This window comes from Arcticibacter tournemirensis (genome assembly GCF_006716645.1).
In the GTDB taxonomy this organism is placed as follows: Bacteria; Bacteroidota; Bacteroidia; order Sphingobacteriales; family Sphingobacteriaceae; genus Arcticibacter; species Arcticibacter tournemirensis.
Genome location: NZ_VFPL01000001.1, coordinates 916,906 through 943,251 on the forward strand (window position 1 = coordinate 916,906; position 26,346 = coordinate 943,251).

Annotated in this window: 24 protein-coding genes, 1 tRNA gene and 1 pseudogene; 15 read left to right on the forward strand and 11 right to left on the reverse strand. The window is 43.5% G+C overall.

All coding sequences use genetic code 11. The features are described from left to right. Positions 1 to 135: 135 nt before the first annotated feature. The 3 genes from BDE36_RS03860 to porW form a co-directional block, all read right to left on the reverse strand. Positions 136 to 1,191 carry an IS110 family RNA-guided transposase gene (locus BDE36_RS03860; RefSeq protein ID WP_141813799.1) on the reverse strand — a complete coding sequence of 352 codons (1,056 nt, stop codon included), beginning with the start codon at positions 1,189 to 1,191 and terminating at the stop codon, positions 136 to 138. A gap of 426 nt (positions 1,192 to 1,617) precedes the next feature. After that, the gene (locus BDE36_RS03865; protein ID WP_141813800.1) at positions 1,618 to 3,867 is read right to left on the reverse strand and encodes a transglycosylase domain-containing protein; all 2,250 of its coding nucleotides are present in this window, start codon (positions 3,865 to 3,867) and stop codon (positions 1,618 to 1,620) included. A gap of 1 nt (position 3,868) precedes the next feature. Beyond that, positions 3,869 to 6,592: a type IX secretion system periplasmic lipoprotein PorW/SprE gene (porW, locus tag BDE36_RS03870; RefSeq protein ID WP_141813801.1), complete on the reverse strand. Its 2,724-nt coding sequence runs from the start codon at positions 6,590 to 6,592 to the stop codon at positions 3,869 to 3,871. A gap of 260 nt (positions 6,593 to 6,852) precedes the next feature. On the opposite strand from porW, the gene BDE36_RS03875 reads away from it, so the two are divergent. From BDE36_RS03875 to atpG, 8 genes are all read left to right on the forward strand, one after another. Beyond that, positions 6,853 to 7,104, forward strand: coding sequence for an AtpZ/AtpI family protein (locus BDE36_RS03875; RefSeq protein ID WP_141813802.1), 252 nt, complete (start codon positions 6,853 to 6,855; stop codon positions 7,102 to 7,104). A gap of 143 nt (positions 7,105 to 7,247) precedes the next feature. Continuing rightward, positions 7,248 to 7,490, forward strand: a complete 243-nt coding sequence (locus tag BDE36_RS23950) for a hypothetical protein (protein WP_211360907.1) — start codon at positions 7,248 to 7,250, stop codon at positions 7,488 to 7,490. An 11-nt stretch (positions 7,491 to 7,501) separates the two neighbouring features. Continuing rightward, complete coding sequence (gene atpB / locus BDE36_RS03885; protein WP_141813804.1) at positions 7,502 to 8,632, forward strand: F0F1 ATP synthase subunit A; 1,131 nt, start codon at positions 7,502 to 7,504, stop codon at positions 8,630 to 8,632. Between the two features lie 41 nt (positions 8,633 to 8,673). After that, complete coding sequence (gene atpE / locus BDE36_RS03890) at positions 8,674 to 8,889, forward strand: ATP synthase F0 subunit C (protein WP_128771318.1); 216 nt, start codon at positions 8,674 to 8,676, stop codon at positions 8,887 to 8,889. 96 nt (positions 8,890 to 8,985) lie between these two features. Further along, positions 8,986 to 9,495 carry a F0F1 ATP synthase subunit B gene (locus BDE36_RS03895; protein WP_141813805.1) on the forward strand — a complete coding sequence of 170 codons (510 nt, stop codon included), beginning with the start codon at positions 8,986 to 8,988 and terminating at the stop codon, positions 9,493 to 9,495. Between the two features lie 81 nt (positions 9,496 to 9,576). Next, on the forward strand, positions 9,577 to 10,125 hold the full coding sequence (gene atpH, locus BDE36_RS03900) for an ATP synthase F1 subunit delta (protein WP_128771316.1): 549 nt from the start codon (positions 9,577 to 9,579) through the stop codon (positions 10,123 to 10,125). A 65-nt stretch (positions 10,126 to 10,190) separates the two neighbouring features. Then, positions 10,191 to 11,765, forward strand: coding sequence for a F0F1 ATP synthase subunit alpha (gene atpA, locus BDE36_RS03905; protein WP_141813806.1), 1,575 nt, complete (start codon positions 10,191 to 10,193; stop codon positions 11,763 to 11,765). A 96-nt stretch (positions 11,766 to 11,861) separates the two neighbouring features. Next, positions 11,862 to 12,749, forward strand: a complete 888-nt coding sequence (gene atpG / locus BDE36_RS03910) for an ATP synthase F1 subunit gamma (RefSeq protein ID WP_141813807.1) — start codon at positions 11,862 to 11,864, stop codon at positions 12,747 to 12,749. 95 nt (positions 12,750 to 12,844) lie between these two features. On the opposite strand, the gene BDE36_RS03915 is transcribed toward atpG, so the two are convergent. Further along, positions 12,845 to 13,924, reverse strand: coding sequence for an SGNH/GDSL hydrolase family protein (locus tag BDE36_RS03915; protein ID WP_141813808.1), 1,080 nt, complete (start codon positions 13,922 to 13,924; stop codon positions 12,845 to 12,847). Between the two features lie 293 nt (positions 13,925 to 14,217). Between BDE36_RS03915 and BDE36_RS03920 the strand changes: the two genes are divergently transcribed. After that, positions 14,218 to 15,207 carry an aldo/keto reductase gene (locus BDE36_RS03920; protein WP_141813809.1) on the forward strand — a complete coding sequence of 330 codons (990 nt, stop codon included), beginning with the start codon at positions 14,218 to 14,220 and terminating at the stop codon, positions 15,205 to 15,207. Positions 15,208 to 15,332: 125 nt separating this feature from the next. On the opposite strand, the gene BDE36_RS23875 is transcribed toward BDE36_RS03920, so the two are convergent. After that, positions 15,333 to 15,506 carry a DUF6496 domain-containing protein gene (locus tag BDE36_RS23875; protein WP_170205913.1) on the reverse strand — a complete coding sequence of 58 codons (174 nt, stop codon included), beginning with the start codon at positions 15,504 to 15,506 and terminating at the stop codon, positions 15,333 to 15,335. A gap of 128 nt (positions 15,507 to 15,634) precedes the next feature. Here BDE36_RS23875 and BDE36_RS03925 point away from each other — a divergent pair, with 128 nt between their 5' ends. Then, entirely contained in the window at positions 15,635 to 15,853 is a 219-nt protein-coding gene (locus tag BDE36_RS03925) for a hypothetical protein (protein WP_128771311.1), read from the forward strand. Between the two features lie 85 nt (positions 15,854 to 15,938). Beyond that, entirely contained in the window at positions 15,939 to 16,637 is a 699-nt protein-coding gene (locus tag BDE36_RS03930; RefSeq protein ID WP_141813810.1) for a hypothetical protein, read from the forward strand. Between the two features lie 4 nt (positions 16,638 to 16,641). On the opposite strand, the gene gldB is transcribed toward BDE36_RS03930, so the two are convergent. After that, on the reverse strand, positions 16,642 to 17,673 hold the full coding sequence (gldB, locus tag BDE36_RS03935; RefSeq protein ID WP_141813811.1) for a gliding motility lipoprotein GldB: 1,032 nt from the start codon (positions 17,671 to 17,673) through the stop codon (positions 16,642 to 16,644). Between the two features lie 21 nt (positions 17,674 to 17,694). On the opposite strand from gldB, the gene BDE36_RS03940 reads away from it, so the two are divergent. The 3 genes from BDE36_RS03940 (at position 17,695) to katG (ending at position 22,543) form a co-directional block, all read left to right on the forward strand. Then, on the forward strand, positions 17,695 to 18,345 hold the full coding sequence (locus BDE36_RS03940; RefSeq protein ID WP_141813812.1) for a porin family protein: 651 nt from the start codon (positions 17,695 to 17,697) through the stop codon (positions 18,343 to 18,345). A gap of 91 nt (positions 18,346 to 18,436) precedes the next feature. After that, on the forward strand, positions 18,437 to 20,077 hold the full coding sequence (locus tag BDE36_RS03945) for an NAD+ synthase (protein WP_141813813.1): 1,641 nt from the start codon (positions 18,437 to 18,439) through the stop codon (positions 20,075 to 20,077). A gap of 192 nt (positions 20,078 to 20,269) precedes the next feature. Next, on the forward strand, positions 20,270 to 22,543 hold the full coding sequence (katG, locus tag BDE36_RS03950; protein ID WP_141813814.1) for a catalase/peroxidase HPI: 2,274 nt from the start codon (positions 20,270 to 20,272) through the stop codon (positions 22,541 to 22,543). A 50-nt stretch (positions 22,544 to 22,593) separates the two neighbouring features. Here katG and BDE36_RS03955 read toward each other — a convergent pair. From BDE36_RS03955 to BDE36_RS03965, 3 genes are all read right to left on the reverse strand, one after another. Beyond that, positions 22,594 to 22,660, reverse strand: a tRNA-Val gene (locus tag BDE36_RS03955). A 199-nt stretch (positions 22,661 to 22,859) separates the two neighbouring features. Then, a complete protein-coding gene (locus tag BDE36_RS03960) occupies positions 22,860 to 23,171 on the reverse strand; it encodes a hypothetical protein (RefSeq protein WP_141813815.1) in 312 nt (103 codons plus the stop codon). A 12-nt stretch (positions 23,172 to 23,183) separates the two neighbouring features. Continuing rightward, positions 23,184 to 23,717 carry a hypothetical protein gene (locus BDE36_RS03965; RefSeq protein WP_141813816.1) on the reverse strand — a complete coding sequence of 178 codons (534 nt, stop codon included), beginning with the start codon at positions 23,715 to 23,717 and terminating at the stop codon, positions 23,184 to 23,186. Between the two features lie 281 nt (positions 23,718 to 23,998). On the opposite strand from BDE36_RS03965, the pseudogene BDE36_RS03970 reads away from it, so the two are divergent. Beyond that, positions 23,999 to 25,069, forward strand: a pseudogene (locus BDE36_RS03970) (IS3 family transposase); the annotation flags it as partial. Here BDE36_RS03970 and BDE36_RS24100 read toward each other — a convergent pair. Together BDE36_RS24100 and BDE36_RS03980 are read right to left on the reverse strand one after the other, a co-directional pair. Further along, on the reverse strand, positions 25,034 to 25,435 hold the full coding sequence (locus BDE36_RS24100) for a transposase (RefSeq protein ID WP_317132931.1): 402 nt from the start codon (positions 25,433 to 25,435) through the stop codon (positions 25,034 to 25,036). The pseudogene BDE36_RS03970 and the gene BDE36_RS24100 overlap by 36 nt on opposite strands. Positions 25,436 to 25,873: 438 nt before the next feature. After that, on the reverse strand, positions 25,874 to 26,221 hold the full coding sequence (locus BDE36_RS03980) for an ISAon1 family transposase N-terminal region protein (protein WP_420837434.1): 348 nt from the start codon (positions 26,219 to 26,221) through the stop codon (positions 25,874 to 25,876). Positions 26,222 to 26,346 lie beyond the last annotated feature (125 nt).

Genomic DNA, 26,346 nt, shown 5'->3' on the forward strand with positions numbered 1-26,346 from the left:
CATTTAGCTATCAGCAGTCAGATTCTGTGTTAAGAACCAAATAATAAAATTAATTTATTTGTATTTTTGTATAACCAAGGCGGCCTTGAGCCAGCCTCTTTAGAGTAGCGGTCTGTGACTGCTACTCTAACTATTTTAAGCTGTTTGTCGTCGTTCCGCCTCATTCTTTTCTATCTGTATTTTTTGAAGATAATCTTTGTCGTATTCTTTGCCACTACGGTATAAGGTGTACATTAAAGCCAGTATTTTTCTTTGTACCGCCACGGCAGCTTTCATCTTGATTCCTTGTTTCTCCACTATCCTGAGATACACTGCTTTAAAGTGCACATCGTGCCTGATGGCTGTAAGCGCAGGGAAGTGCATCGCCTTTCTCAAGTGCCGGTTTCCTCTTTTAGATATCTGCGCTTTCCCCCTTACGGAAGTTCCCGACTGCTTTTCTTTGACGTCCAGTCCTGCGTAGGCGGTAAGTTGCTTCTGATTGCGTATCAGATCAAAGCCATTGGTTTCTGCCAGTACGGTCACTGCCGTAAGGGCACCTACACCTGGAATAGAGGTGAGCTGTTTTACAGTTGCACTCACTTTTTGATTTTTGGCAAGCATCTCTCTGATTTCCTCCCAGATCTCTGCGGCCTGGTCCTTTAATAGTTTAATCCGTTTGTCAAGCCGGATAAGCGTGCCTTCATTGGGCTCTGCTTCAGCCAGTTCTGCATGTTTTTGGTTTCGCAACTGGTTCAGCTCCTGCTGCAACTGGTCCCTTTCACGGGTAAGTTGCCTGAGTGTTTTATACAGCGGTGCAGGCCGCTTCCAATCATCCAGCTTACGTTCAAGGCCAAACAGACAGATGGCTTCGCTGGCGCTTTTGTCTGTAATGGTCCTTACTTTCAGGGTCCTGAAATAATTACTGATTTTATTGGGCAGGACAATACTCACTGCACATCCTTCCCCTGAAAGATAATAAGCCAAAGCTTCATGATACACTCCGGTGGATTCCATAACATAACGTACTTCAACCTGATCTTCACACTGTTTACTGACCCAGGCACGCAATTCATTAAAACCCTTACTGTTATTAGTGAAGGTCTTATGTCCTACGATCTTAGGGGTCCATTGCTGATCCATTTTTCCTAGTGATACAACTAATTCTTTTTGTGCTACATCAATGCCTGCTACCTGTTTTACTACGGTTTTCATACCAATCTTTTCTTTTTGTTTTGAAAGTGAAGGTCTCTCTCCGTTTTTTCTCCTGTTGGATATTCTGGATATACCCCAGGGGTATTCCTTACATTCTGTTCAAACTCTAAGAGAGTAAAAAAGGTGAGGCTGTAATCTGACTGCCTGCATACCTTTAAGGCTGCTTAGCCATCGGTGCGCTCTCACCCTTTTTCACTTTTTTTCCTTCAAATTTATTGGTATCTTATCTTTTTTATCTCCTTTTTTTTCTGCTGTAAACATAGGAGCCATCAGTACTTCAATTCTTTGTTTACGAGATCTTCTTTTCTTGCAACCATCAATATATAAATTCAAGTCGCACCCGATAATTCATAACACCCACTCATAACTCATAATTCATAACTCCATAATACAACCTGCAACACACCACACACAACCTGCATCCCATTACGGGTTCGGTTCTGTTGCGGGTACTCCAGCCGAGTCGGTAACAGATTTCGGAACATAGGCATCACAGTTGAGTGTTATGCTCATTCCTCCTTTCGGAGTAGGGAAGTCGCCTTTGGTGTATTTAAGTGTGGGATCCGCATATACCTTTTTCATGTACAAGGCAAATACGGGCAGCGCTGAATTAGCTCCCTCGCCCTGGCTTGTAGACAGGAAGTGAATAGCGCGGTCCTCAGCTCCGGTCCAGACGCCGGTAACCAACTGTGGCGTTATACCTATAAACCAGCCGTCGGAATTACGCTGAGTGGTGCCGGTTTTACCTCCGATAGGGTTCGTCAGCCGGTATTTATACTGAATGCGGCGCCCTGTTCCCCGCTGGACCACTCCCTTGAGCATGTCCGTCATCGCATAGGCTGTTTGTTCATTCAGCGCAACGGTTACTTTCGGCTTCCGTTCGTAGATCACTGTGCCATTCTTATCCTCGATCCGAAGAAGATAGATCGGTTCATTTAAAACCCCATGGTTTACAAATGTTGAATAAGCTCCCGTCATATCCAATAAAGAAGCGTCAAAAGTCCCAAGACAGATTGCAGGATAAGGATCGAGATTTGGTGAATTGATCCCCATCTTTTTAAGCAAGGTAACCACAGCGGTGGGTCCTACCTGCTTCATCATATAGGCTGTTACATAGTTCTGTGAATAAGCTAAAGCGGTTTTAAGCGTGATATAACCGGGTATAGGCTTATAGGCACGGGGAGTCCATCCATCAATTGTAACCGGTTCATTGGGGGCCTGGTAGCAAGGGGAGAATCCCTGGTTCTCTATAGCGACGGCATAAGTAAATGGTTTTGCCGTTGATCCTACCTGGCGGGTTCCCATCTTTACCTGATCATATTTGAAATGTTCGAAATTTATTCCTCCAACCCAGGCTCTCACATAGCCAACAGATGGACTGTCTCCTGCCTCTATGGATACCAACGCATTTCTTAGCATCAATTTATAGTATTTGATGGAGTCCATAGGAGTCATCACTGTATCTATATTTCCTTTCCAACTGAAAACATTCATTTTGACGGGCGTATTAAATGATTTCAGTATGTCGCCTTCGGTAAGACCTTCGTCTTTGAGGTATTTATAGCGGTCAGAACGTTTCATTCCCTGTTCAAGCAATATCTCTGCTTCTCCTTTGAACGGATTCCGTCCCTTCCATACCTTGTTAAACTGAGTCTGCAGCGTACGTATATATTCACTCTGCGCTTCTTCGGCATACTTCTGCATATGCGAGTTGATGGTTGTGTAGATCTTTAAGCCGTCCCGGTCAAGGTCGTATGGTGTATCGTCGGCCTTTTTAATGTTTTGTTCTTCAAAAATCTTCTGAATATCTTTCTTAAGCACAGCCCTGAAATACGCTGCGTATCCTTCATTATGATTAATCGGTCTGAACTTCAGAACCAACGGTGTTTGTTTTAGTTCTTCAGCCTCGGGATCGGACAAGTAACCTGCTTTACGCATATTTTCGAGAACGGTATTCCTTCTGGCCAGCGATCTTTCCGGATTCCGCACCGGAGAGAAGAAGGAAGGTCCTTTCAACATTCCAACAAGAACCGCTGCCTGCTCCGGCTTTAGCTTGTCGGGCGTGGTGTTAAAATACGTTTGCGAAGCTGCCTTTATACCAAAGCTGTTATAAGAACCGAAGTCGACCGTGTTAAGGTACATCGTTATTATTTCTTCTTTGGTATAGTTTCTTTCGAGCTTTATGGCTATGATCCATTCCTGGAGTTTTTGAATAAAACGTTTGAAGACATTGTGGGCGCGGCCTTCTTCCTGAAACAGATTTAAAGCAAGCTGCTGTGTAATAGTACTTGCTCCCTGTTTTTTCCCAATGAGATTATAGAAAATGATTGTAAAGGTTCGTTTAAAGTCAATGCCTGAGTGACTGTAATACCTGACGTCTTCCGTCGCAATCAAAGCGTTGATTACATTAGGGGATATCTGGTCGTAACGAACGTTTGAACGGTTTTGCACAAAGTAGGAGCCCAGTACCACGCCGTCGTCAGAAATGACGTCCGACGCAAGGTTGCTTTTAGGATTTTCGAGATCGCGGAAAGATGGTAGCGTTCCGAACAGGCCAAGTCCGACACTAAATATCAGAATGATTCCAAAGGCTATGCAGCCAAGAACGATCTTCCAGAATGTGACTGTATAACGGCGTGTTTCTTCTTTAGTTAAATGAGCTTTTCTTTGCTGCATGTTATTTGTAGTTCTTATAAAATTCCATGTACGAGTTTATCATCGCACGGGTATTTAACTTCTCCAGTTCCCGTTTACTAATTACAAAAGTATTATATCTTTCGGAAGCTATCTTCATAATATCGTTTATTAACGGAAGAATGCTTCTTTCATAATTAGTAACGTCTTTACGACTAAAGAACGGGCCTACAAATATCAACTGATTTTCGTTATTAACTGTTTTTAATTGATGTTTTATTGAAGATCCGGCGAATTTCGACCGGTTAAACTGGCCTATGCCGAATCGGGAAGGGCTCAAATTAACACCGGGTGAGAGAACGTTCACTACAAAATAGTATTCAGCTGAATCAGGCAGGCTGTACATTGCCGGTGGCAGGGCCGCTTTAGGCTCAGTAGTAGTTTTAACTGGTGCGGTATCTGTGGTCGGCGTTTCAACCTTTTGTCCTTGCCCGGCAGGCACTGTCTCTGAAGGTTTATTCGCGGGTGATGTTGTTAGAGGGCGCTTTTCATTTGCGGCGAATGACTGAACAGGCTCAGGCTCCATAAAAATATTCATGGGGTCGTATTCGAGAAGGGCCGTAGGCCGGCTATTCATTTCCTCCCTGTGACTGCTGATATATTCAAGGTGCTGGCGTACAATCGGAGCGATTAACTGGTCGGTAGCGAATGTATCGGCCAGCGCCTGAAGTGCCGTTTCAAAAGGGGGAAGTTTTTGAATATGGCCTGCTGCCAGAGCCTTCAGGTAGGCAAATTGCGGTGAAAGCTTGTTTTTTCCGAAAAGTCTTTCTGCTTTTGAAATTTCATCTATTACCTGCGGGTATTTCCGTGACGTGTAAAGAAGGTATACTGAATTATAAGTTTGATTGATTGCTGCCTCCTTTTCATCCGCCTCCCGTCCATATCTTGGGTTGAGAACAGTTTTTGCGTAAGCTGTTTCAGGGTACTGTTTCAGGAGCATGTCGCGGTAAACATCTGACTGCTGGCGGTTCGTCTGCGCGTACAAGAGGTAAAGATTGTAATAAACAGCAGGGGTGTAGGAACTTTCGGGAACACGTTTTAGCAGTTCCTGAAACGTACGTATCGCTTCGTCTTTGTCTTTCATCTCGTCGCGGTAAAAGCCGGCAATATCGTAGTATGCCGCGGCGATTCTTTCATTTGAGAGGCGAAGGGCCTGAGGGCTAAGCGGCACCTCTGCGATGTACGCTTTACGCCTCTCATCGGGTGAAGAAGGGGTTTGATTTTGAGTGAGTGTTCCTGTGCCCGACTGGTTTTGCACTGTTTCGGTAACGTCGGAGGCTGTTTTATTACTTCTTCGCCAATTATCTGCGGGTGGCCGGCTTCCCCATTTTCGTTGAAAGTCTGAGAATCCCTGACTTATAGCAGTTGAGTTATTGAAATAAAACTTTCCTTCCTTCTGCCGAATGTTGGGGTTGTCTATAGCAGCTATAAAGGCGTCGGGATTGACAGGAGAGCCCGATTCATTTATTGTTTTTTGAGCCTGCTCACGGACAAGCTGCCCGATCCGCTCTTCCCTGTCGGCCTCATTCATTCTCGCCAGAGCCTGAAGGGTGTCTTCTTTTGCAATGATCCGGAAGCGGTCGGCAAGTAACTCCAGATTCCCGCTTTTACGCCTGATCTGGTCATATCCATGAAACGTTGGAGGCAGCGTGTTCAGGGTAGTATCATAATAAGATTTAGCCTTAGTATAGTTTCCTGTTCTGAAATATATTTCAGCGAGTTTCAGATAAGATAACCCTTTATGTACCTGGCTTTTGGTGTTTTGTTTCGTCGCCTTTTGGTAGCTCATAATGGCTTCGCTTAGTTGTTGCCGTTCAAGATAAACGTCGCCGATACGGTAATAGATCTGATCTGAGAAATCCAGGTATTTGTCGCTTTTAAGCATTGATCTAAGGCTGGCTATCTTGTCGTTTTTACGGTTGCCCTCTTCGTCCCTCATGCGGACCCGGTTTAGCTCTGCATTAAATGCCATCTCGAAAGACGCGTTACTTTTTGCAATCCTGGAGTAGTTTAAAAAAGCATCGTCTCTCTGGTTGTTAGCTTCCTGTAGTTGCGCGAGAATATAAGTCCACCGTATTCTATACTTCTTAGGAGGATTTGTATCCAGGGCTTTTCCGAGCACTTCAAGTGCTTGTGGTGCCTTGCCTGTTCGTATCAGGAGCTGGGCATAAGACGTATAAACTTCAGTTGCCTGTTTGCTGGAAGAGTCAAGATACTTGAGCGCACTGTCAATGGTAGCTCCTGCTTCTTCAAGATAGTTCAGCTGAATTAGCGCCCGTGTTTTCCATGCCAGTGAGGAGAGCTTGAGTTCTTTCTCCGCAGGATATGTTTTAATTACGTAAGAGAAAAATTCTGAAGCATCGTAAAAATTCGCTTTCAAATAGTTAGCCTTGGCTATCAGATAGTAAGCATCATCAATATATTTACTTTGAGTCTTTTCATTAACGATGGTATTTGCTTTCTTAATCGCCGAATCAATAATGGGAGCTACAGAAGGGGCCTCCCTTTCAGAGGGGTCTTTATATATGGGTAATATCTGACTGAAATCATCATAGTATGTGTTTTCGATAGTAAGCAGACTCTCTTCAAGAAGCAAATTAGCATTGTATAGAATATTGTAACGTGTGGTAAGGTTCTGAAGGCCACGGTTTAATGTAGTATCTTTCTGTGATCTGCATCCTATGGACAGAATACAAAAAAGAGCCATGCCGGGAATATATTTTAAAGATGAGAAGATTTTCAAACTAAAGTAATTTGGTTCTAAACAAAAATACGATTTTCACAGATACGAAGCTGTATAACTCTTGTACGCAGAACATAGGAAAGGTTTACAGAAAATAGAATATTCATTATCGGAGTTCAGTCATCGGGGGCCTTAAGACAGTCGTTTCGTCGTAAGGGGTGGAGGGTAAACTTGTTTTTAAATACAAGTTTATCTAAGTTTGAAGCTGTATAATCCCGGAGGAGATGGCAGACGAGAAGAGTAACAGCACGGACCAAAATCAAAGCAGCGGAAAGAAGGCGCTTAACAGTTATGCCTACTACACCAGTATGGGTTTTCAAATGATTGCTGTGATAGGAGTTTTTGCGTTTATCGGATATAAAATTGATGAGGGGCAGGCTTCGAAAACTCCGCTTTTTACTGCATTCTTCAGTCTTGCGGGGGTTTTCATATCCTTGTATCTGGTTATCCGCTCTGTTAAAAAAAATAAATCTTGAGTATACTTCGCTTTACTTTTTTATTCGCTGTTTTTGTAACCTGTATCGGTTTACTTTTTGTGCTTTTAGATTCTGGCTTAGGTATTTCACTTTTAATCCCTAAATTCTGGGTCATTTTCGGCGGGCTCGCAGTCCTTACCTTAATGGCCTATTATTTCTCATTGACAGGCATCCGAAAAGGCGGCGAATTTTCTGTATATGCCATCCTTGGAGCCATCATTGTAAAGCTTTTGATTAGCATGCTTTTTGCTCTTGTTTACCTGCTCAGAATAAATGTTGATAAAGTGATTTTCGTCATTGATTTTATTTCAATTTATTTCTTGTTTAGTGGCTTTGAAATATGGGTGTTGTTAACTAACTTGCGCGACCAAAATAAATCGGAATAATCACGTATTAAATGGATTTTAGCGATATTTTTAAACTAAGAAAAACAGGGATAAGTGCAGTTGCCGCTCTTTTTTTATTTCTACTTAACGTTACCGACATAAAAGCCCAGCATCAAGACAGCGATACAACCTTTAGTTCTGCTGTTGAAAGTGATGCTCAGATTCCTGCTACCGAACATAAAGAAGGAGGGCATGCGGAGGGTAAATTTGATCCAACTTCAGCTATCATGGATCACATCGCAGATTCACATTACTGGCATCTTTGGGGAGAGACTTCTTTACCACTTCCGGTGATATTGATTACTGACAAAGGGGCGGAGGTTTTCTCATCTGCAAAATTCCATCATGGTGAGGATGCTTATGAAGGCAAGTACTACACATACAAGCTTATAGAAGACAAGATCTTTGCCGTTAATGCTTCGGGAGAGATAGACAAAGCTGCGTCTTCGAATGTATATGATTTTTCAATCACAAAAAATATCGCGGCGATATGGGTTGCCGTTATCCTGCTTGTACTGATATTCACGTCTGTATCCTCTGCTTATAAAAAGCGTGAAGGGAAGGCGCCGAAAGGATTTCAGTCGCTTATTGAGCCGATCATACTTTTTGTACGCGACGATATAGCAATTCCAAACATCGGTTACAAGTACACTAAATACATGCCGTTGTTATTGACGCTGTTCTTTTTCATCTGGATAAACAACATGCTTGGCCTGCTGCCTATCTTCCCGGGAGGAGCCAACGTTACGGGGAATATATTTATGACCTTCGTGCTGGCTTTTATAGTGCTTCTTGTCGTTAATTTTAGTGGTAACAAGTATTACTGGAAACATATCTTATTACCTGATGTACCCTGGTGGCTTTATCCAATCATGATCCCAGTTGAAATAATCGGTGTAATATCAAAGCCGTTTGCATTAATGATTCGTTTGTATGCGAATATTTCTGCGGGGCATATTATTGTACTTAGCTTAATTTCATTGATCTTCATCTTCAAGTCGCTCGCCATAGCGCCTGTCTCAGTCGCATTTGTACTGTTTATGGACGTTCTGGAGCTTCTGGTTGCATTTCTGCAGGCATTTATATTTACGATGCTTACAGCCCTGTTTATAGGGACTGCAGTTGATGAACATCATCATTAATAATAAGGAAACATTTTTAAACTATATAAATAACAACAATTATGGTAGGTTCAATAGCTGCAATTGGTGCAGGTTTAGCAGTAATCGGTGCTGGTTTAGGTATCGGTCAGGTTGGTGGTAAGGCAATGGAAGGTATTGCACGTCAGCCAGAGGCTGCTTCCAAAATTCAAACTGCTATGATCATCGCAGCGGCCCTTGTAGAAGGTGTTGCTCTGTTCGGTGTGGTAGTAGCCTTGTTGGGTAACAATCCTCAATAAGAAAGGGACTTCGGTCTGAAAAGAGGCCGGAGAATTAACGATTGGTTATTTTTCCGGCCTTTATTTATGAAGAAAAGACAATAAAAGATAGAAAAAATGGGAGAATTATTTGAGGGTATACTTAACCACCATTTAGGTTTTGTAGTTTGGTCGACTCTGGCATTCCTTCTGCTTTTGGTTATTTTAAGAAAATTCGCGTGGAAGCCTATCCTGAGTTCTATTAATGAACGCGAGCGTTCCATTGAAAATGCTCTTGCATCAGCTGAAAAGGCCAAGGAGGAAATGAGCAGGTTAACCAGCCAGAACGAAACTTTGCTGAAAGAGGCTCGTGCGGAACGTGACCATATTTTGAAGGAAGCAAAGGAGCTCAAAGATAAAATCATTGCTGAAGCCAGAACGAGTGCTCAAGCTGAAGGCACTAAGATGATTGAAAAGGCAAAACAGGAAATAGACAGTCAGAAAACGGCCGCCCTGAACGAAGTAAAAGGTCAGGTAGCTGCGTTATCGCTTGAGATCGCTGAGAAGGTATTACGCCGCCAGTTTGAAGATCATGCTAAACAGGAAGCACTGGTTACTGATTTGTTAAAAGAAGTAAAATTGAGTTAAGAGGTAAGAGTTAAGAGTTTAGAGTTTGCCAAATCAAAAACCCGCAACTCTGAACCTTGAACCTTGAACTAATAGAAGAAGATGTCTGAAATACAAGTAGCATCAAGATACGCTAAGTCATTAATAGATCTGGCTGAAGAGCAAAAGGCGCTTGAGCCTATTAAAGCTGATATCGATTCGTTTCTCCGTGTTGTGAAAATGAACTCGCAATTAGCTGCTATTCTCAGAAACCCTATTATCAGTCCTGATAAAAAACTTTCTATTCTGAATGAGCTGTTTGGAAAAACATTTCATAAAGTGGTTTTATCATTTTTCAGGATAGTAGTGAACAAAGGTCGTTCTGAAGTTCTTTACGCAACCGCAAGGGAGTTTGTAAATGAGTATAACCTGCGTAAAGGGATCATTAAGGCAACGGTAACTTCTGCCGCTCCTCTAAGTGAGTCGAACAGAAACCAAATCGTGCAGGCGGTTACAGAGGCTACCAAGTGTCAGGTAATTCTTGATGCGAAGGTGGATAAAGACCTGATAGGAGGCTTTGTACTCACGGTTGGCGACAAGCAGTATGATGCTACTATCCTGAACAGCTTGAACAAACTAAGGAAAGATTTCTCGCAGAAAGTGTCTGTTTAATCTACCCAATGAGATAATTAGAACAACAATTTTAAAGCATAAAATAAAAAATTAAGATAAAAAATATGGTAGAGGTAAGACCAGATGAAGTTTCGGCGATATTGCGTGAGCAGTTGTCGGGCTTTAAATCAGAGGCCGAACTTGAAGAAGTAGGTACCGTGTTACAGGTGGGCGATGGTATTGCCCGGGTATACGGCCTCACCAAAGTTCAATCAGGCGAGCTGGTTGAATTTGATAACGGACTACAAGGCGTGGTATTGAACCTTGAAGAGGATAACGTGGGTGTGGTTTTATTAGGCCCTGCTGATGAGGTTAAAGAAGGTGACACCATCAAGCGTACTAAGAGAATTGCTTCTATCCGGGTAGGAGAAGGTATGCTTGGCCGTGTTGTAAATACACTGGGACAGCCAATTGATGGTAAAGGTCCGATCACCGGCGAAACATATGAAATGCCGATCGAACGTAAAGCTCCGGGAGTAATTTATCGCCAGCCGGTAAATGAGCCTCTGCAGACTGGTATTAAAGCAATTGACGCAATGATACCGATCGGCCGCGGACAGCGCGAGCTGGTTATCGGCGATCGTCAGACTGGCAAGACTGCTGTTTGTATTGATACCATTATTAACCAGAAAGAGTTTCATGCTGCAGGAAAGCCTGTTTATTGTATTTATGTTGCTATAGGGCAGAAAAACTCTACCGTAGCCAACATTGTACGTACGCTTGAAGAAAACGGTGCTATGCCGTACTCTATAATAGTAGCTGCTTCTGCTGCAGATCCTGCTCCGATGCAGTTCTTTGCTCCGTTTGCCGGCGCTGCTATCGGCGAGTTCTTCCGCGATACCGGACGACCTGCACTTATCATTTATGATGATCTGTCAAAGCAGGCAGTTGCATACCGCGAAGTTTCCTTGTTACTTCGTCGTCCTCCGGGCCGTGAAGCTTATCCGGGTGACGTGTTCTATCTGCACAGCCGCTTGCTCGAAAGAGCAGCAAGAGTCACAAGTGCCGACAATATCGCCCGGCAGATGAATGACCTTCCGGATTCTATTAAGCACCTTGTAAAAGGTGGTGGTTCGCTTACAGCGCTTCCTATTATTGAAACTCAGGCAGGCGACGTATCGGCTTATATCCCGACCAACGTGATCTCTATTACCGATGGTCAGATATTTCTTGAATCTAACCTGTTTAACGCAGGGGTTCGCCCGGCGATTAACGTAGGTATTTCGGTATCCCGCGTAGGGGGAAATGCGCAGATCAAGTCGATGAAGAAAGTAGCAGGTACCTTAAAGCTCGATCAGGCTCAGTACCGCGAGTTGGAGGCCTTCTCTAAATTTGGATCCGACCTTGATGCGGCTACCAAATCGGTACTCGATAAGGGTGCGAGAAATGTGGAGATCCTAAAGCAGGGACAATTCTCACCAGTAACTGTAGAAAAGCAGGTAGCTATAATATATGCTGGTACGAAAGGCCTGTTACGTCAGGTACCTGTGAATAAAGTGAAACAGTTTGAAGCAGAATATACCCAGCAGCTGGAAGTACGTCATCCTGAAGTATTACAGGCACTAAAAGCTGGAAAATTTGATGACAGCATTACCGGCGTACTTGAAACAGTAGCTAAGGAATTGGCAGCAAATTATTAATGTAGTTATTAGATAGGAGAGGTGAGATAAGAGATAGGAGAACCAGTAACGGGTCTCAGGTCTCAGATCTCAGATCTCATATCTCATCAAAAGAGAATGGCTAATTTAAAAGAAGTAAGAAACAGGATCACATCTGTAAGTTCGACGCAGCAGATTACAAAAGCCATGAAGATGGTTTCGGCAGCAAAGCTTAAAAGAGCCACAAATGCCATTGTTCAACTGCGACCTTACGCCAACAAACTAAGAGATATACTGGGAAATCTTTCGGCAAGCCTTGAGGATTCGTCGTCCCCGTATATTCAGGAGCGTGAACCTGTAAGAGTGTTGATTGTTGCGGTTTCTTCAAACCGGGGACTTGCTGGTGCTTTTAATGCCAATGTTATTAAGTCGGTTAATCAGTTAATTGCTGATAAATACAAGGAGCAGTATCAGAATGGAAACGTGAGCATTGTAGCAATTGGAAAGAAGGTGCAGGATTATTTCGAACGGCGTAAATACAACGTTATTGGAAATAACACAGAACTATATACTGCACTTACTTTTGAGAATGTTTCTGCTGTTACAGAATCTATCATGCTGGGTTTCGTCAATGGAGATTACGACAGAGTAGAAGTGGTCTATAACCATTTCAGGAATGCGGCAGTTCAATATCTGATCACAGAACAGCTTCTTCCACTGCCCCGCAACACTGAAGCCCCCGACGCCGCAAAAGCTTCGAAGGTTGACTATATCCTTGAGCCTTCGCAGGAGGAGATTGTCAATGAACTGATTCCTAAGTCGATTAAGATTCAGTTATATAAAGCGGTACTAGACTCGCATGCCTCCGAGCATGGAGCCCGAATGACAGCTATGGATAAGGCGACTGATAATGCAGGCGAGTTAATACGCGCTCTTAAACTTTCGTATAACCAGGCTAGACAGGCAGCTATCACTACAGAACTTACTGAAATAGTAAGCGGCGCTGCAGCGCTATCAAACGGATAGTATTGCTATTTATCTAAAATTATTAAGTCAGCTACCCGAAGGTATACTTTCAGGTAGCTGACTTTTTTATGGGGTTATTTGTGTTTAGCAGATAGTCAGACAATGCCGTATTTACTGAGGATAGCTTTTATTTGGGGCTCTATTTTTTGCAGCATACGATCGAAACCCAGGTCGTTCGGATGAGTACCGTCAGTGGTACCTTCGTGGTCATCACCAATGAGCCCTTTGGCGTCGATAAAGTAAAGGTCTTTTACCCCCTGTTTTTGCAACAGCTCGTATTGCTTCCGCATATTTTCGTTTTGAAGTTTCATGCGGGATGTCCACTGCTTATCAATGAAACTGATTTCCCTGATAATGCTTTGAATTATGATGATTGGAGCTTTGGGATGCCTGGCTCTGATGCTTCGGACCAGGTAGGCCGTTCTTTCTGTGATCTCCTCCGGAGAAGAGTTGGGCACACAGTCGAGGATATAAGCATCAGCATCGAGTTCTGCCACCACATCAGCGACAGGTTTTTCCATTTTAGCGCTTCCGGAAAGCCCAAAGTTTATAAAATGAAGACCGGTACGTCGCGATAGTCGGGCTGGATAAGCCATGCCTGGCCGACTTGCTGAAGCGCCCTGAACAATGCTCGATCCATAGATCAGGATTCGCTTTTTAAACGGCTCAGCCCCAGCGTGGAGCTCAGATCCTTCTTCGATTCCAATTTCCAGTTTGTTCAGTTCGTCATATAGTGGGAGATAAAGGAGGAATTCTTTTGTTCCACCTTCCATGTTTTTGGTGATCTGATAGTTTGAGCACTGACCAGAAGGTCTGCCTACACCAGCAAATTGCCACTTGCCATCCCGTTTTACATATAAGTCAAGACCTTTATTGGCAATGGCTGTCATGTTTTCATTAGTCTTCGATTTAGAAACACACCATTTGGCCCATATTGTCGTACTACTGGTAGTAAAGGTCACGGCGATTCCGGCGGCATTTGTCAAAAGATGCTTTACACCGGGAGGTAGGGCCGGATAAGCGGCTGTATCAAGGCGATGAAACCCAGGAGCGTTTTCCTTTAATTTTCCGGTTATGTGAAGTGCAGAAGCCTCGGTATACTTGATTTCTTTTTGTGCAAAGGATGAATAGCTTATACCTGTCAGCAGAATAAGGATGATTAAAAAAGATTTCATGACTCTATGTAAATTGATTTTAGTGTTTGCTTTTTTTTAATGCCCTCCGATCTTTGCCTATCGAGCGGTTAGACATTGAGATATGTAGCAGGGCAAGGCTTCATATTGATGTTGATCTATATTCTGTCGTTGTTGCATTTAACTAATTTTCCCCGAGATGGGTGTTGCTAATTTATGCATTTTTAAGGTAAAGGCAGGTGCTTGAATCACCGCGCCGAAATGACCCTTTTTTGACGCCTTAAAGCCGATTAAAAACTTAATATTGTGCTGCGTGTTAGTCAAAATAAACAAATATGGAATACAGGAAATTAGGCGAATCTGACCTTGAGCTCTCCGTGATAACTTTTGGTTCGTGGGCTGCGGGAGGATGGATGTGGGGAGGTACTGAACGCTCAGATGCTGTGGATGCAATTAAAGCTTCTTATGATCTGGGAGTAACTTCAATTGACACAGCGCCAGTATATGGGCAGGGGTTAAGCGAAGAAATTGTAGGCGAAGCAATCAAGGGGCTACCCCGTGATAAGGTGCAAATACTCACCAAATACGGAATGCGATGGGATCTGGAAAAAGGGAGCCTTGCCTTTAAAAGCAAAAATAACGACGGGCAGGATATTGATATCTACAAATATGCTGGCAAGGAGAGTATAATTGAAGAATGTGAGAGCAGTCTGAGAAGGCTTGGAACTGATTATATAGATCTATATCAGATACACTGGCCTGATGTAACGACTCCGATCGAAGAAAGTATGGAAGCGGTGCAGCGACTGATTGAGCAAGGGAAGGTAAGGTACGCCGGCGTCTGCAATTATGATGCTGAACAGATGAAAACTGCTGAAAGTGCAATCCGTCTTGCTTCTAATCAGGTTCCCTATAGTATGGTAAACCGGGGGATAGAGGAGGTTGTTGTTCCATACTGCCTGGCTAATAAAAAGGCAGTTTTAGCTTACAGTCCCCTTGAGAGAGGCTTGTTAACCGGAAAGATAAAGCCGGGGCACCACTTTCAGGAGGGCGACCACCGGGCTCAGCATAAATATTTTAGTGAAGATAATGTAAAACGGGTGAATGTTTTTCTCGACAAACTACGGCCTATGGCTTTAGATAAGGGTGCATCGTTGGGCCAGTTGGTTCTGCGATGGACTATCGAGAAGCCCGGGATCACTGTTGCACTCGTAGGTGCCCGGAACGCGGAGCAAGCCGTTCAGAACGCCAAAGCTGTTGATGTGAAATTAAGCGCCGAAGAGCTCTCCTTTATCAGTCGGGAATTGTTGGCAATTGGCATTTAGGCCTTAACGGTTGGGTTTGGCAATTGGCTGTTAGCAATGGCATTTGATGGGTTGAGATTGCTTGAACTCTCAGAAGAATTGCTATTACCCAATCCCAATTGCCATACCCGGCTGCGATTCGCCTGCTATTTCTTTTTCGGTACTTTGGCGCCTTCTTCACGCGCTTCAGATAGTCCGATAGCAACTGCTTGTTTGGGGTTAGTTACTTTCTTGCCTGTGCCGGTCTTTAGCTTTCCTTCTTTCATCTCATGCATTGCTTCCTGCACCTTCTCCTGAGATTTCTCTGAATATTTTGCCATAGGATTGATTTTTAATGGTATAAACTATGTGTTGCTTGTTTTGTTTTTACCTTCAACTATAGCCTGATATCTATATCGGCATTTTTCATTGGCGGAATTTTTATAACTTAGCGGCAGTAAATAAAAAAATGGAAAACGTAAAAGAAACCTATAAAAAGAGCAGTGCGAGCGACAATGCTAACAATCCTGCTCATTACCGGCTACTAACACTTGGGATCATAATTATCATGATAGGTTGCTTACTTCGTTTTATGGGCGAATGGGCAATGATTGATATGGTATCAAACCTGATAACTATTGTTGGTATAGGTATTAGCTTGAAATCTGTTTACAATATTCTTCAGTAAGCATCCCTCTGTATGCTATAAATTCTTTCCATCTGCCTATGGAAAGGATAAACTATTTGCATCTCTTTATCGTTAATAATATGATATGATGAAGAGACTAATAATTTGTGCTACAGTACTTTTGACTGCTGCAAGCGTGTCGTTGGCAAGGGTAAAAGAGGAGCCTTTGAAAATCGGAAAATTGGTTCTTGAAAAGCGCCAGTCGCATTCTATTCAAGGGAGAGATTCTACTGTTACAATTGTAATAGATACGCTCATTATGAATGACAGATCTTCCCTGAGATTCTTCAATAAGAAAGATGTTAATCTCGTAATAAGATATGCCGTAATAGGAAAAGATTGTGTTATAGGTGGAGATGACGGAAAGAACAATGGTACCAATATCATTCTTTCTGCAAATTTCGTACAGCTGAAGAAGCTTTCTATTGATGTATCCGGCCTCGATGCTAAGATGTCGAACAGAAATTTTGACAATGGAAACGGGGGTAAAGTGGTGCTGAATTACCTTGCTGGCGGAGTAAAGCCGCAATTGTCAGATAGCCGCTCGGAAGGCTATGTAGAGATTAGCAACCACGCAGGTGGATACCGGACAAATGCTCAGAGCGATTTATATACTGTTTACAGCCGGCTGCAAAGCGGTGTTCCCGGACGGCCGCTCAGTCAGTTGCCAAACGGCAGAGTGTATTCGGGTGGCATAGGCAGGGATGGTAAATCAGATGTGATAGAAGTAAAAGAATTGCTTTCTTCTCCGGCATCCGGTACAGCCGGAAGCAAAGATTTTTAATGGTTTACTTGGGCTTATAATGCGAACGATTCAGGATTTCCTGGTATTTTGTATCCGCCATAAGTTGCTGTAGAGTGACATTTGGATTGCGTTCCATGTAATTCTTTACAATCTGCCAGCCTGTGAATAAGCCCAGCTTAGGAGCAGATTCATTCCCTGTTCCCAATCCAGGAGTAAAAGGGGCTTCCGACAGGTACTTCTGCACTTTCATATAATCCGTTTCATACAGCAGGTTTTCCTGAAGGAAATATCCCCATACGTCAGCTTCGTACGTTTCAATCCACTTTTGCTGGTCGGAGGTATAACCAATAATCGTAGAATCTGGTACTCCTGGCATGAAAGAACTCATTAAGAACAGGATTTTTCCGTTGTAGATCATCCTGTCGAGAAATGAATGATCGGTATCTGGTTCGGGAAACATATCTTCTCTTACAAAAGCTTCAATAACCCGGGGTGTAATGTTATCGGGCGTAAACCGCCGTGAGATATACAAAGGGATGCTTTCCCGGAGTGCCGGGTAGAACTTCGAGTCAGCTCCAAGAAACATGTCAAGACCGATGCCGATATAATTGTCGCCTACAGGTACCTGAACCGCGAACCCGGAGAAGAACGAAATAACTCTCGGGATCTTTTGCCCCGGGAAATAATACTTAACATGTTTAAAAGCGTCTCTAAGTTTTTCTTCGGTGGACGAGAGATCATTGAATTTTTCAGCTACCGAAGCCTGTAATGCCCGGTAATCAGTGTTGTTGATGACCGTCCTGAGATTCTTGTAGTACGTTGTATCGCTGGTATTGCCCACCCCTAACATTTCGGACATAAAATCATCATAGAAGGCGCCGTATTTCTTTTGAAGTGAAGGAACCTTTTCGATCAGGTTAACTGAGCTCACCTTTGCCAGGTCCTTATCGAAGCGCTCAATCTTTAGATCGAGTTCAATATTGCTAACATCCACCTCCTTCTTGTTCTTGCAGGAGCCGAGGGCTGCAGCAATTAAAAAAAACAAGTAGATTTGAAAACTTCTTTTGATTCTCATGTTTATATCAGAAGCGAAAATATGAAAAAACAACTTTTTATCCTCATGATGTTTTTCCTGCCCATATTGGCAGACGCTCAAACTACAACAGACAATGTACAATTAGGATTTACCACATCGCCGAATATCGGATGGCTCTCAATTGATAATAATACCAGCGGTATTGACGGCGATGGTGTGCGAACAGGATTTTCATATGGTGTACTGGCCGACATCGGCTTTGCGAGCAATTATTATTTTTCTACAGCATTTACATTGACCACAATAAACGGGAAGACGACCGAAAAGGCTTCGGGAATGTCATACAATAATATTTATAAGGTGGGGTATATAGAAGTGCCTGCAACGCTGAAGCTTAAAAGCAATCCCACCGCAATGGGAAGGTTCTATGGACAGTTCGGATTAAGCACAGGTATTAAGATAAAAGCAAAGGGAAGTTCGACTGAGAAGGTTTTAGGAGAGCCGGGTGTAGAGGGGGACAACTCGAATCTTTCGGATGTAAATACATTCAGACTCGGACTGGTAGCCGGCGCCGGCGCGGAATGGAATGTTAATGGGAATCTGAACATACTAACTGGAATTACATATAATAACGGATTCACGAGAGTTGTAAGCAAGGGACCGGATATGAGGAATTCGTATCTTTCATTAACTCTTGGGGTATTCTTTTAGACATTGCAGGATTTACAAGACGGGATGGAAGTTGACGGATCGGCGTCTGGCCGACTTTTATGGATCAAAATTACTACGAATCATCACTCAAATGAAAATAGCACTCGCTCAATTAAATTATCACATAGGAAACTTCGAATCGAATACTCAGAAGATTATCCAAACCATTCTGAAAGCAAAAGATCAGGGCGCAGACCTGGTAGTGTTTGCTGAATTAGCAGTATCGGGATACCCGCCGCGTGATTTTCTTGAATTTACGGAGTTTATCGAGCTATGCGAAGCCTCTGTAAACAAGATAACAGAAGCCTGTAGCGATATTGCGTGTATTATCGGAACGCCTACCCGTAATCCAAGGACCGAAGGGAAAGATCTGTTTAATTCTGCTGTTTTCATCACAGAAGGAAAAGTGAAAGCTACAGTTAACAAGGCATTGCTGCCTACGTATGATGTTTTTGATGAGTACCGTTATTTCGAGCCGTCGGCAGAGTTCGGTTGCATAGAGCTTAATGGTAAGAAGATAGCTCTTACGATATGCGAAGACCTCTGGAATATTAACGACAACCCTCTCTATATTACCGCTCCGATGGACCAGCTGATTGCTGAAGGTCCGGATATTATGATCAACATAGCCGCTTCTCCATTTGCCTATAATCATGATGACAACCGTGTAAAGGTGCTGAGTGATAACAGTAAGAAGTACAAGCTTCCTTTGCTGTACGTGAACCATGTAGGGGCACAGACAGAGATCATCTTCGACGGAGGCTCTTTTGTGTTTAATGAAAAGGGCGAAATGCTTGATCAGCTTAAATACTTTGAAGAGGATCTGCGGATCTACGAGTTCAATGATGGAAAGATACAGGGGCTGGAGCCTTTGCCGTATAGCCCTCTTCCTGACATTGAGCAGATCCACCAGGGCTTGCTGTTAGGAATTAAGGATTATTTTACCAAGTCGGGCTTTAGCAAGGCGGTACTGGGACTTTCGGGCGGGATCGATTCTGCAGTGGTGTGCGCCCTTGCTGCAGAAGCCTTAGGCGCCGAAAACGTTATGGCTGTATTGATGCCTTCCAAATACTCTACTGATCATTCCATCCAGGATGCTCTCGACCTGGTTGAGAATTTAGGCTGTCAGCACCACATAGTCGCTATAAAGGAAGCTGCCGATGCCTTTGAACATATGTTAGAGCCAGCGTTTAAAGGACTGCCTTTTAATGTTGCTGAAGAGAATATACAAGCGCGGTGCCGGGCTATTGTTGTTATGGCATTTTCGAATAAATTCGGTTATATTCTTCTGAATACATCGAATAAAAGTGAATGTGCTGTTGGTTACGGAACACTGTACGGCGATATGGCTGGCGCTATTTCCGTGTTGGGCGACGTATATAAAACGCAGGTTTACCAGCTCGCTAACTATATCAACCGCGAGCGGGAGATCATTCCACAAAACACTATTGTTAAACCTCCCTCCGCTGAACTCCGTCCTGGGCAAAAAGATAGTGACTCTCTGCCAGATTATGATGTGCTTGACAGTTTGCTCTATCAGTATGTTGAGCTCAAAAAGAGTTCGAGAGATATTATAGCGAAGGGTTTCGACGAAGAGCTTGTGCGGAAGGTTATAAAGATGGTAAATAAAGCCGAATTCAAGCGGTATCAAACGCCTCCAATACTCCGTGTCTCGCCTAAAGCATTTGGTATGGGCAGGAGAATGCCTATCGTAGGTAAGTATTTATCATAGACGGGTTGTTATAACCTAATCCTAAGCGGCATAAGTGTACGTTCAGAGGTTAAATCAAAAACTCTGAGCCTGGTATTTCTATGATTATAGGTTTTGCCTATAAAAGCATAGAATTAATTGATTATGATTATTTCTTCCGTTGTCCTAACTTTACAATACTCACAAAGAACAAATCATACCAAATTCATAAAAATGGAAAAAGAATCAAACGACATCAGTAAATGCCCGTTTCATAATGGGAGTATGAAACACAATGTCGGCGGTGGCGGCACCAAAAACCGGGACTGGTGGCCCAACCAGTTAAAATTAGGCATTCTTCGTCAGAACTCTCCCCTGTCAAATCCTATGGACGAGGATTTTAACTATGCCGAAGCTTTTAAGAGTCTCGACCTGGAAGCAGTAAAAAAGGATCTTCATGAACTTATGACGGATTCGCAGGACTGGTGGCCTGCGGATTTTGGCCACTATGGCGGACTATTTGTACGTATGGCATGGCACAGCGCAGGGACCTACCGTGTATGGGATGGTCGCGGTGGTGCAGGAGCAGGACAGCAACGTTTTGCGCCGCTTAACAGCTGGCCCGACAATGTAAGTCTGGATAAGGCGCGCAGGCTATTGTGGCCCATCAAACAGAAATATGGCCGGAACATCTCATGGGCTGACTTAATAATTCTCACAGGTAACGTGGCGCTGGAGTCTATGGGCTTCAAAACATTTGGATTCGCCGGTGGGCGTGCAGATGTTTGGGAAGCAGACGAGGCCGTATATTGGGGCTCGGAAAACACCTGGCTCGGGGGCGACCTTCGCTACGCACACGGATCTCCGGGAGTAGAAGGTCATGGTATCGTGGTGTCCGACGATGACGCCGATGGCGATGTTCATACCCGCGATCTCGAAAACCCCCTCGCTGCTGTACAAATGGGACTTATATACGTAAATCCCGAAGGTCCCGACGGTAATCCTGATCCTATCGCTGCGGCTAAAGACATCCGCGATACTTTCGGTCGTATGGCAATGAACGATGAAGAAACTGTTGCTCTTATTGCCGGCGGGCACAGCTTTGGAAAAACCCACGGTGCGGCTCCGGCGACGCATGTTGGCAAGGAACCTGAGGCAGCCGGTTTGGAAATGCAGGGATTGGGCTGGAGCAATAGTTATGGTTCAGGGAAGGGGCCTGATACGATTACAAGCGGTCTTGAGGTAACCTGGTCCAAAACTCCAACCCAGTGGAGTAACAGTTTCTTTGAGAACCTGTTCGGCTTTGAATGGGAGCTTTCTAAAAGTCCCGCAGGAGCACATCAATGGGTTGCTAAGAATGCAGATGCTATTATTCCGGATGCATTCGATGGCTCAAAAAAGCATATACCAACCATGCTGACCACCGACCTCTCTTTACGGTTTGATCCGGCTTATGAAAAAATCTCCCGTCGGTTCTTTGAGAATCCGGATGAGTTTGCCGATGCTTTTGCGCGGGCATGGTTTAAGCTAACACACCGTGATATGGGTCCGCGCTCACGTTATCTCGGTCCTGAAGTACCCGAAGAGGTTTTAATCTGGCAGGATCCTATCCCCGAGGTTGACCATGTATTGATAGATGAAAGCGACGTTGCCGCTCTGAAAGCGAAGATACTGGAGTCGGGGCTGAGCGTATCCGAGCTGGTATCCGCGGCCTGGGCTTCGGCCTCCACCTTCCGCGGGTCCGATAAACGGGGTGGAGCTAATGGTGCACGTATTCGGCTCGCTCCTCAGCGATACTGGCGGGTAAATAATCCAACGCAATTGCAGCGTGTTCTAAGTGTGCTGGAGTCTATTCAGAAAGAATTTAATGATGCGCAAACAGGGGGTAAAAAGGTTTCGCTGGCAGATCTGATAGTTCTGGCTGGTTGTGCAGCTGTTGTAAAAGCGGCGAAAGAGGCCGGGCATGTTATTACAGTTCCATTCACGCCGGGTCGCATGGACGCATCGCAGGAGCAAACAGACGTTGAATCGTTTGGTTATCTTGAGCCGGTAGCCGATGGCTTCCGCAATTACCGCAAGTCGAGGGGAGCTGTGCCTACCGAAGAATTGCTGATAGATAAAGCTCAGCTGCTGACACTAACGGCACCCGAATTGACAGTACTGATAGGAGGTATGCGTGTATTGAACACTAATTTTGACGGCTCCAGCCATGGTGTTTTCACGCAGCGCCCGGGTGTGCTCAGCAATGATTTCTTCGTAAATCTGCTGGACATGAGTACCGCCTGGAAAGCAGCATCCGATGACAAGGAGCTTTACCATGGTGTTGATCGCGCCACCGGTGAACCAAAATGGACTGCCACCCGCGCTGATCTGGTTATTGGATCACATGCAGAACTTAGAGCAGTTGCTGAAGTGTACGCCAGTGCAGATGGTCAGGAAAAATTCGTGAAAGACTTCGTAACGGCCTGGAATAAAGTGATGAACCTTGACCGGTTTGACATATCTTAATAAAACGACAAAACCCTCCAGATTTTCATCTGAAGGGTTTTCCTTTCTTGTGGAGGCTACTGGATTCGAACCAGTGACCCTCTGCTTGTAAGGCAGATGCTCTGAACCAGCTGAGCTCTCTCTATGCTTGTTTATTCATGTTTGCTTAATTGTTATTCAAACTACATTCAAACAAATAACCTGTTAATGTTCATTTATCACTCTTATAGAAGGGAAAAATAGCTATTGCTTATCATCTACATTGTTGGCCTAAAGTTAATATCACTATCAGTAATAATAACCACTTGAAATCGTCTGTTTGTCTTGCCATGTTTAATTAATTTCCATTAAAAAAGTCTTCTCTTTTTCGAATAACTTCTTGCCGTTCCAAATTCATATTTTTGTTTCTTAAATTCCAATTATTACTTTCTGCATAGACTAAATTGAATTTACATTCCTTTAATTCGCTTTTAGCCTCTTCCAATAATGCTTCCTTCTCTTGAATTGTCCTTTCTAACTGATAGATTTCCGCATCTTTACTTGCAATAGTTTCTTTAAATACTTTGTATTGCCAAACTAAACAGATCATTGAAGCTATTGATATTATAAATGGTAGTATGAATAGTTTCTTTATTTTACTATTTTCCATCTAGATGCTTTTCTATAATTTATTTGCTATACAATGAGCTTGCTCTTGAATAAGCCCATTAAATGGTTGACAGATTATCTGTTCATTCAATCTATTATCTTTAATAGTAATACTTTTTAGCTTTGTTGATTGAAACTTTAAAAACACAGTAGAAGAGAACTTATAATTACATTGATTTTGATTTATTCCTGTCATTGGTTGCGACAGATTAACATCCTCGGCTAAAAGAGAAATTTCTGTATTATCATCAAAGAGAAATACAAGCTGTCTTGGTACTAATGGCGACTTTGGTCTCCCGGCTAATACTTTGGCTATACAAGCGAATTTTAGGAGGTCTTTGTTATCTCCCTTTTGTACTACTACTAATTGGAAGAATGCTGTAAGCAATCCATTTTCTAAATCTTCATTCTTATAAATGCTTTCAGATTTAGCGACGTAGGCAATATCAGAATCTATTTCCGTCCTAGTTATACTACATTGTGCAAATGTGCTAATGCTTATAGCATTAATCAAGGTTGTTAAAAATAAAAAATATAATTTTCTCATAAGATTTGTACCAATGCAATTACAGATATTTCTTTTATTTTTCCATTTCTATTTGCTAAATTAATACATTTAATTAAGGTATTGCTACGTTCTTTTCAGGAGTTTAGTGGGGTCCAGATAAGCATTAGACCAGAAGCATTATTGAGGGATTCTGAAGATAAGCAACAACTTGGTTTTCTGAAGCTATATTTCTCGAAAACGGAGCTATTAACTAGAGATCGTGTAATCTACCCTAAAAACAGCTACGAAAATAAATGTAGTAGTTTTATAAATTTAGGGTAATGAAAAAAGGAAATTTCACAGAAGCACAAATCATCAAGATCTTGTCATTACAGGATTCAAGGAGGAGCGTATCGGACATTTGCCGGGAGCACGGCATAAGTCAGGCGACTTTTTACAATTGGAAGAGCAAGTATTCAGGGATGGAGGTATCTCAGCTCAAACAGATGAAAGAAATGGAGAAGGAGCTATCGCAGTATAAAAAGATTGTTGCCGAGCTAACTCTTCAAAACACGGTATTGAAGGATGTGATCGAAAAAAAGCTCTAGGGCCTGCCGAAAAGCGGGAGCTTGTCGGTTACGCCAGAGAAACGTACCGGCTGAGCCTTCGGCAGGCCTGCATGTTGTTTATGATCAGTACTCCGTTTATTATTATAAAGCAAGGAGGAAAGACGACAGCCAGGTGATGGAACAGCTTTCTTTATTGGCTGATCTGCATAAGACCTGGGGTTTCTGGATGATGTACCACCGATTGAGAAAGCTAAAGTACATGTGGAACCATAAGCGGGTATACCGTATTTATACCGCTATGCGTCTGAACCTTCGCAATAAAAGGAAGAAGCGGCTTCCAGGTCGTGTTAAAGTTCATTTAGTTTGCCCTATTGGGCCTAATATCACCTGGAGCCTGGACTTTATGCACGACACACTGACGAGTGGCAGGAGTGTGCGGACCCTCAATGTGATCGATGATTTCAATCGGGAAGCCCTCTCTATTGCCGTGGATACCAGCCTTCCGGCTCAGCGGGTGATACGGGAATTGGAACAATTGATCGAATGGCGAGGCAGGCCTGAAAAGATCCGCTCTGACAACGGACCGAATTTGTGGCTGGCATTTTAAGCAACTGGTGTCAGGACCAGGGAATTGAATGGGAGTATATTCAACCCGGAAAGCCGACGCAAAACAGCTTAATCGAGCGATTTAACAGAACATTTCGCCAGGACGTACTAGACAGTTATATGTTCGACAACCTGGTTGAGATCAGGAAATACGCCCAGGCATGGGCATGGATGTATAATAACGTCCGGCCACATTCAGCCTTAGGTCACCTCACCCCAGTGGAGTTCCTGTTGAAATATGGAAAACTCTCCGAGTTTCCCACATTCCAACAGGATAACAACAATAACAATTCTGATATTTCTCGCACCTCTGAACTGGCTTCGTAGTGCTTTGATTTTAGCATTGAATGATTCAGCTGAGGCATTGGTGCTTCTATTATCGAAGTAGTTCAGAATGTTCAGGTAATGATTTTGAATGGTGCGGGAAACAGTTTTGAAGGTGTCTATGTCAGCCTGCTCGACATCATTATGCCACCGGGCCAAACGGGTAAAGCCCACTACTTTGTCTTTGGTTTTACTAAAGATATAGGACAGCTTTCTGCTTAGCGTATAGGCTGTCTCCAGTCTTGGGTAGAGCCGGAAAAAGGGTTTCCGCCCGCTGATGTTGTGAAGGAGTCCATTTAGGTTCGTCCTTAAACAACAGGTAGCGGCTTCAGGTCAATAGTTGCTTGGTCGTGTCGCCATTCTCCAGGACGTCGGCAATATAGCTTTCTCCTACATCCTTGGCCATCGCTATCTCTTGGTTTTCCTGATCGATCCTGCCAGCGGTATTCTACCCGAAGCTGCTGTACGGCATCGGTGGCACCTTCTTTCCTTTGGCTGACTTATTAAATTACTACCGTATAAAGTTCTCCCTAGGACAGGCAGTTCTCGTCAATGCTCAGGTATTGTCCTATATTATCTTCGAATACCAACCAATCCTGAGCATGTTCCAGAGCCGTCCAGGACATGTAATCGCTTAAATAACGTACATATTGTTCCTGCAGCTGCTTGCCATCGAGCTGAAAGAACAATCCTATTGTCTTACAGCTCAGGGGATGGTTATCGATTAAATCCTTTTAAAAAAGCGGCAAACTCGATCGTTGCCGGGTGCCTTGAGCTACATGATGCCACTGATGATAGACCGTTTGGCCTGGTGTCATGATTCAGCCATTTGCAGCGCTTGAGATGAAGAAAAGAGGGTTTGCCACGAAGAGAGAAATTATGCAGCGTCGCTTCATCAAAAAATCCTTTCGATTCCAGATGCTGGCCCGTGTATTCCTTAGGGTGAATATTCTTTTCAGACAGGTAAAAGTGGTAGGAGTCTTCTTTCTTCTCCACTTTAGCCACATCAAACATCTCTAGTAAACCAGAGGGTAGCAGTAACGATAATAACTCTTTTTGGATCAAGCAAAAAAGTTGGGGAGGAATAGTTAAGAATCATAAGTTTGCAGGCAAAAAGGATTGGAAAAAGAACTACTAAGCTTATTACTGCCATCGGGATTAACAGAACTGTTTGAAGTGGAGCAGGTCGA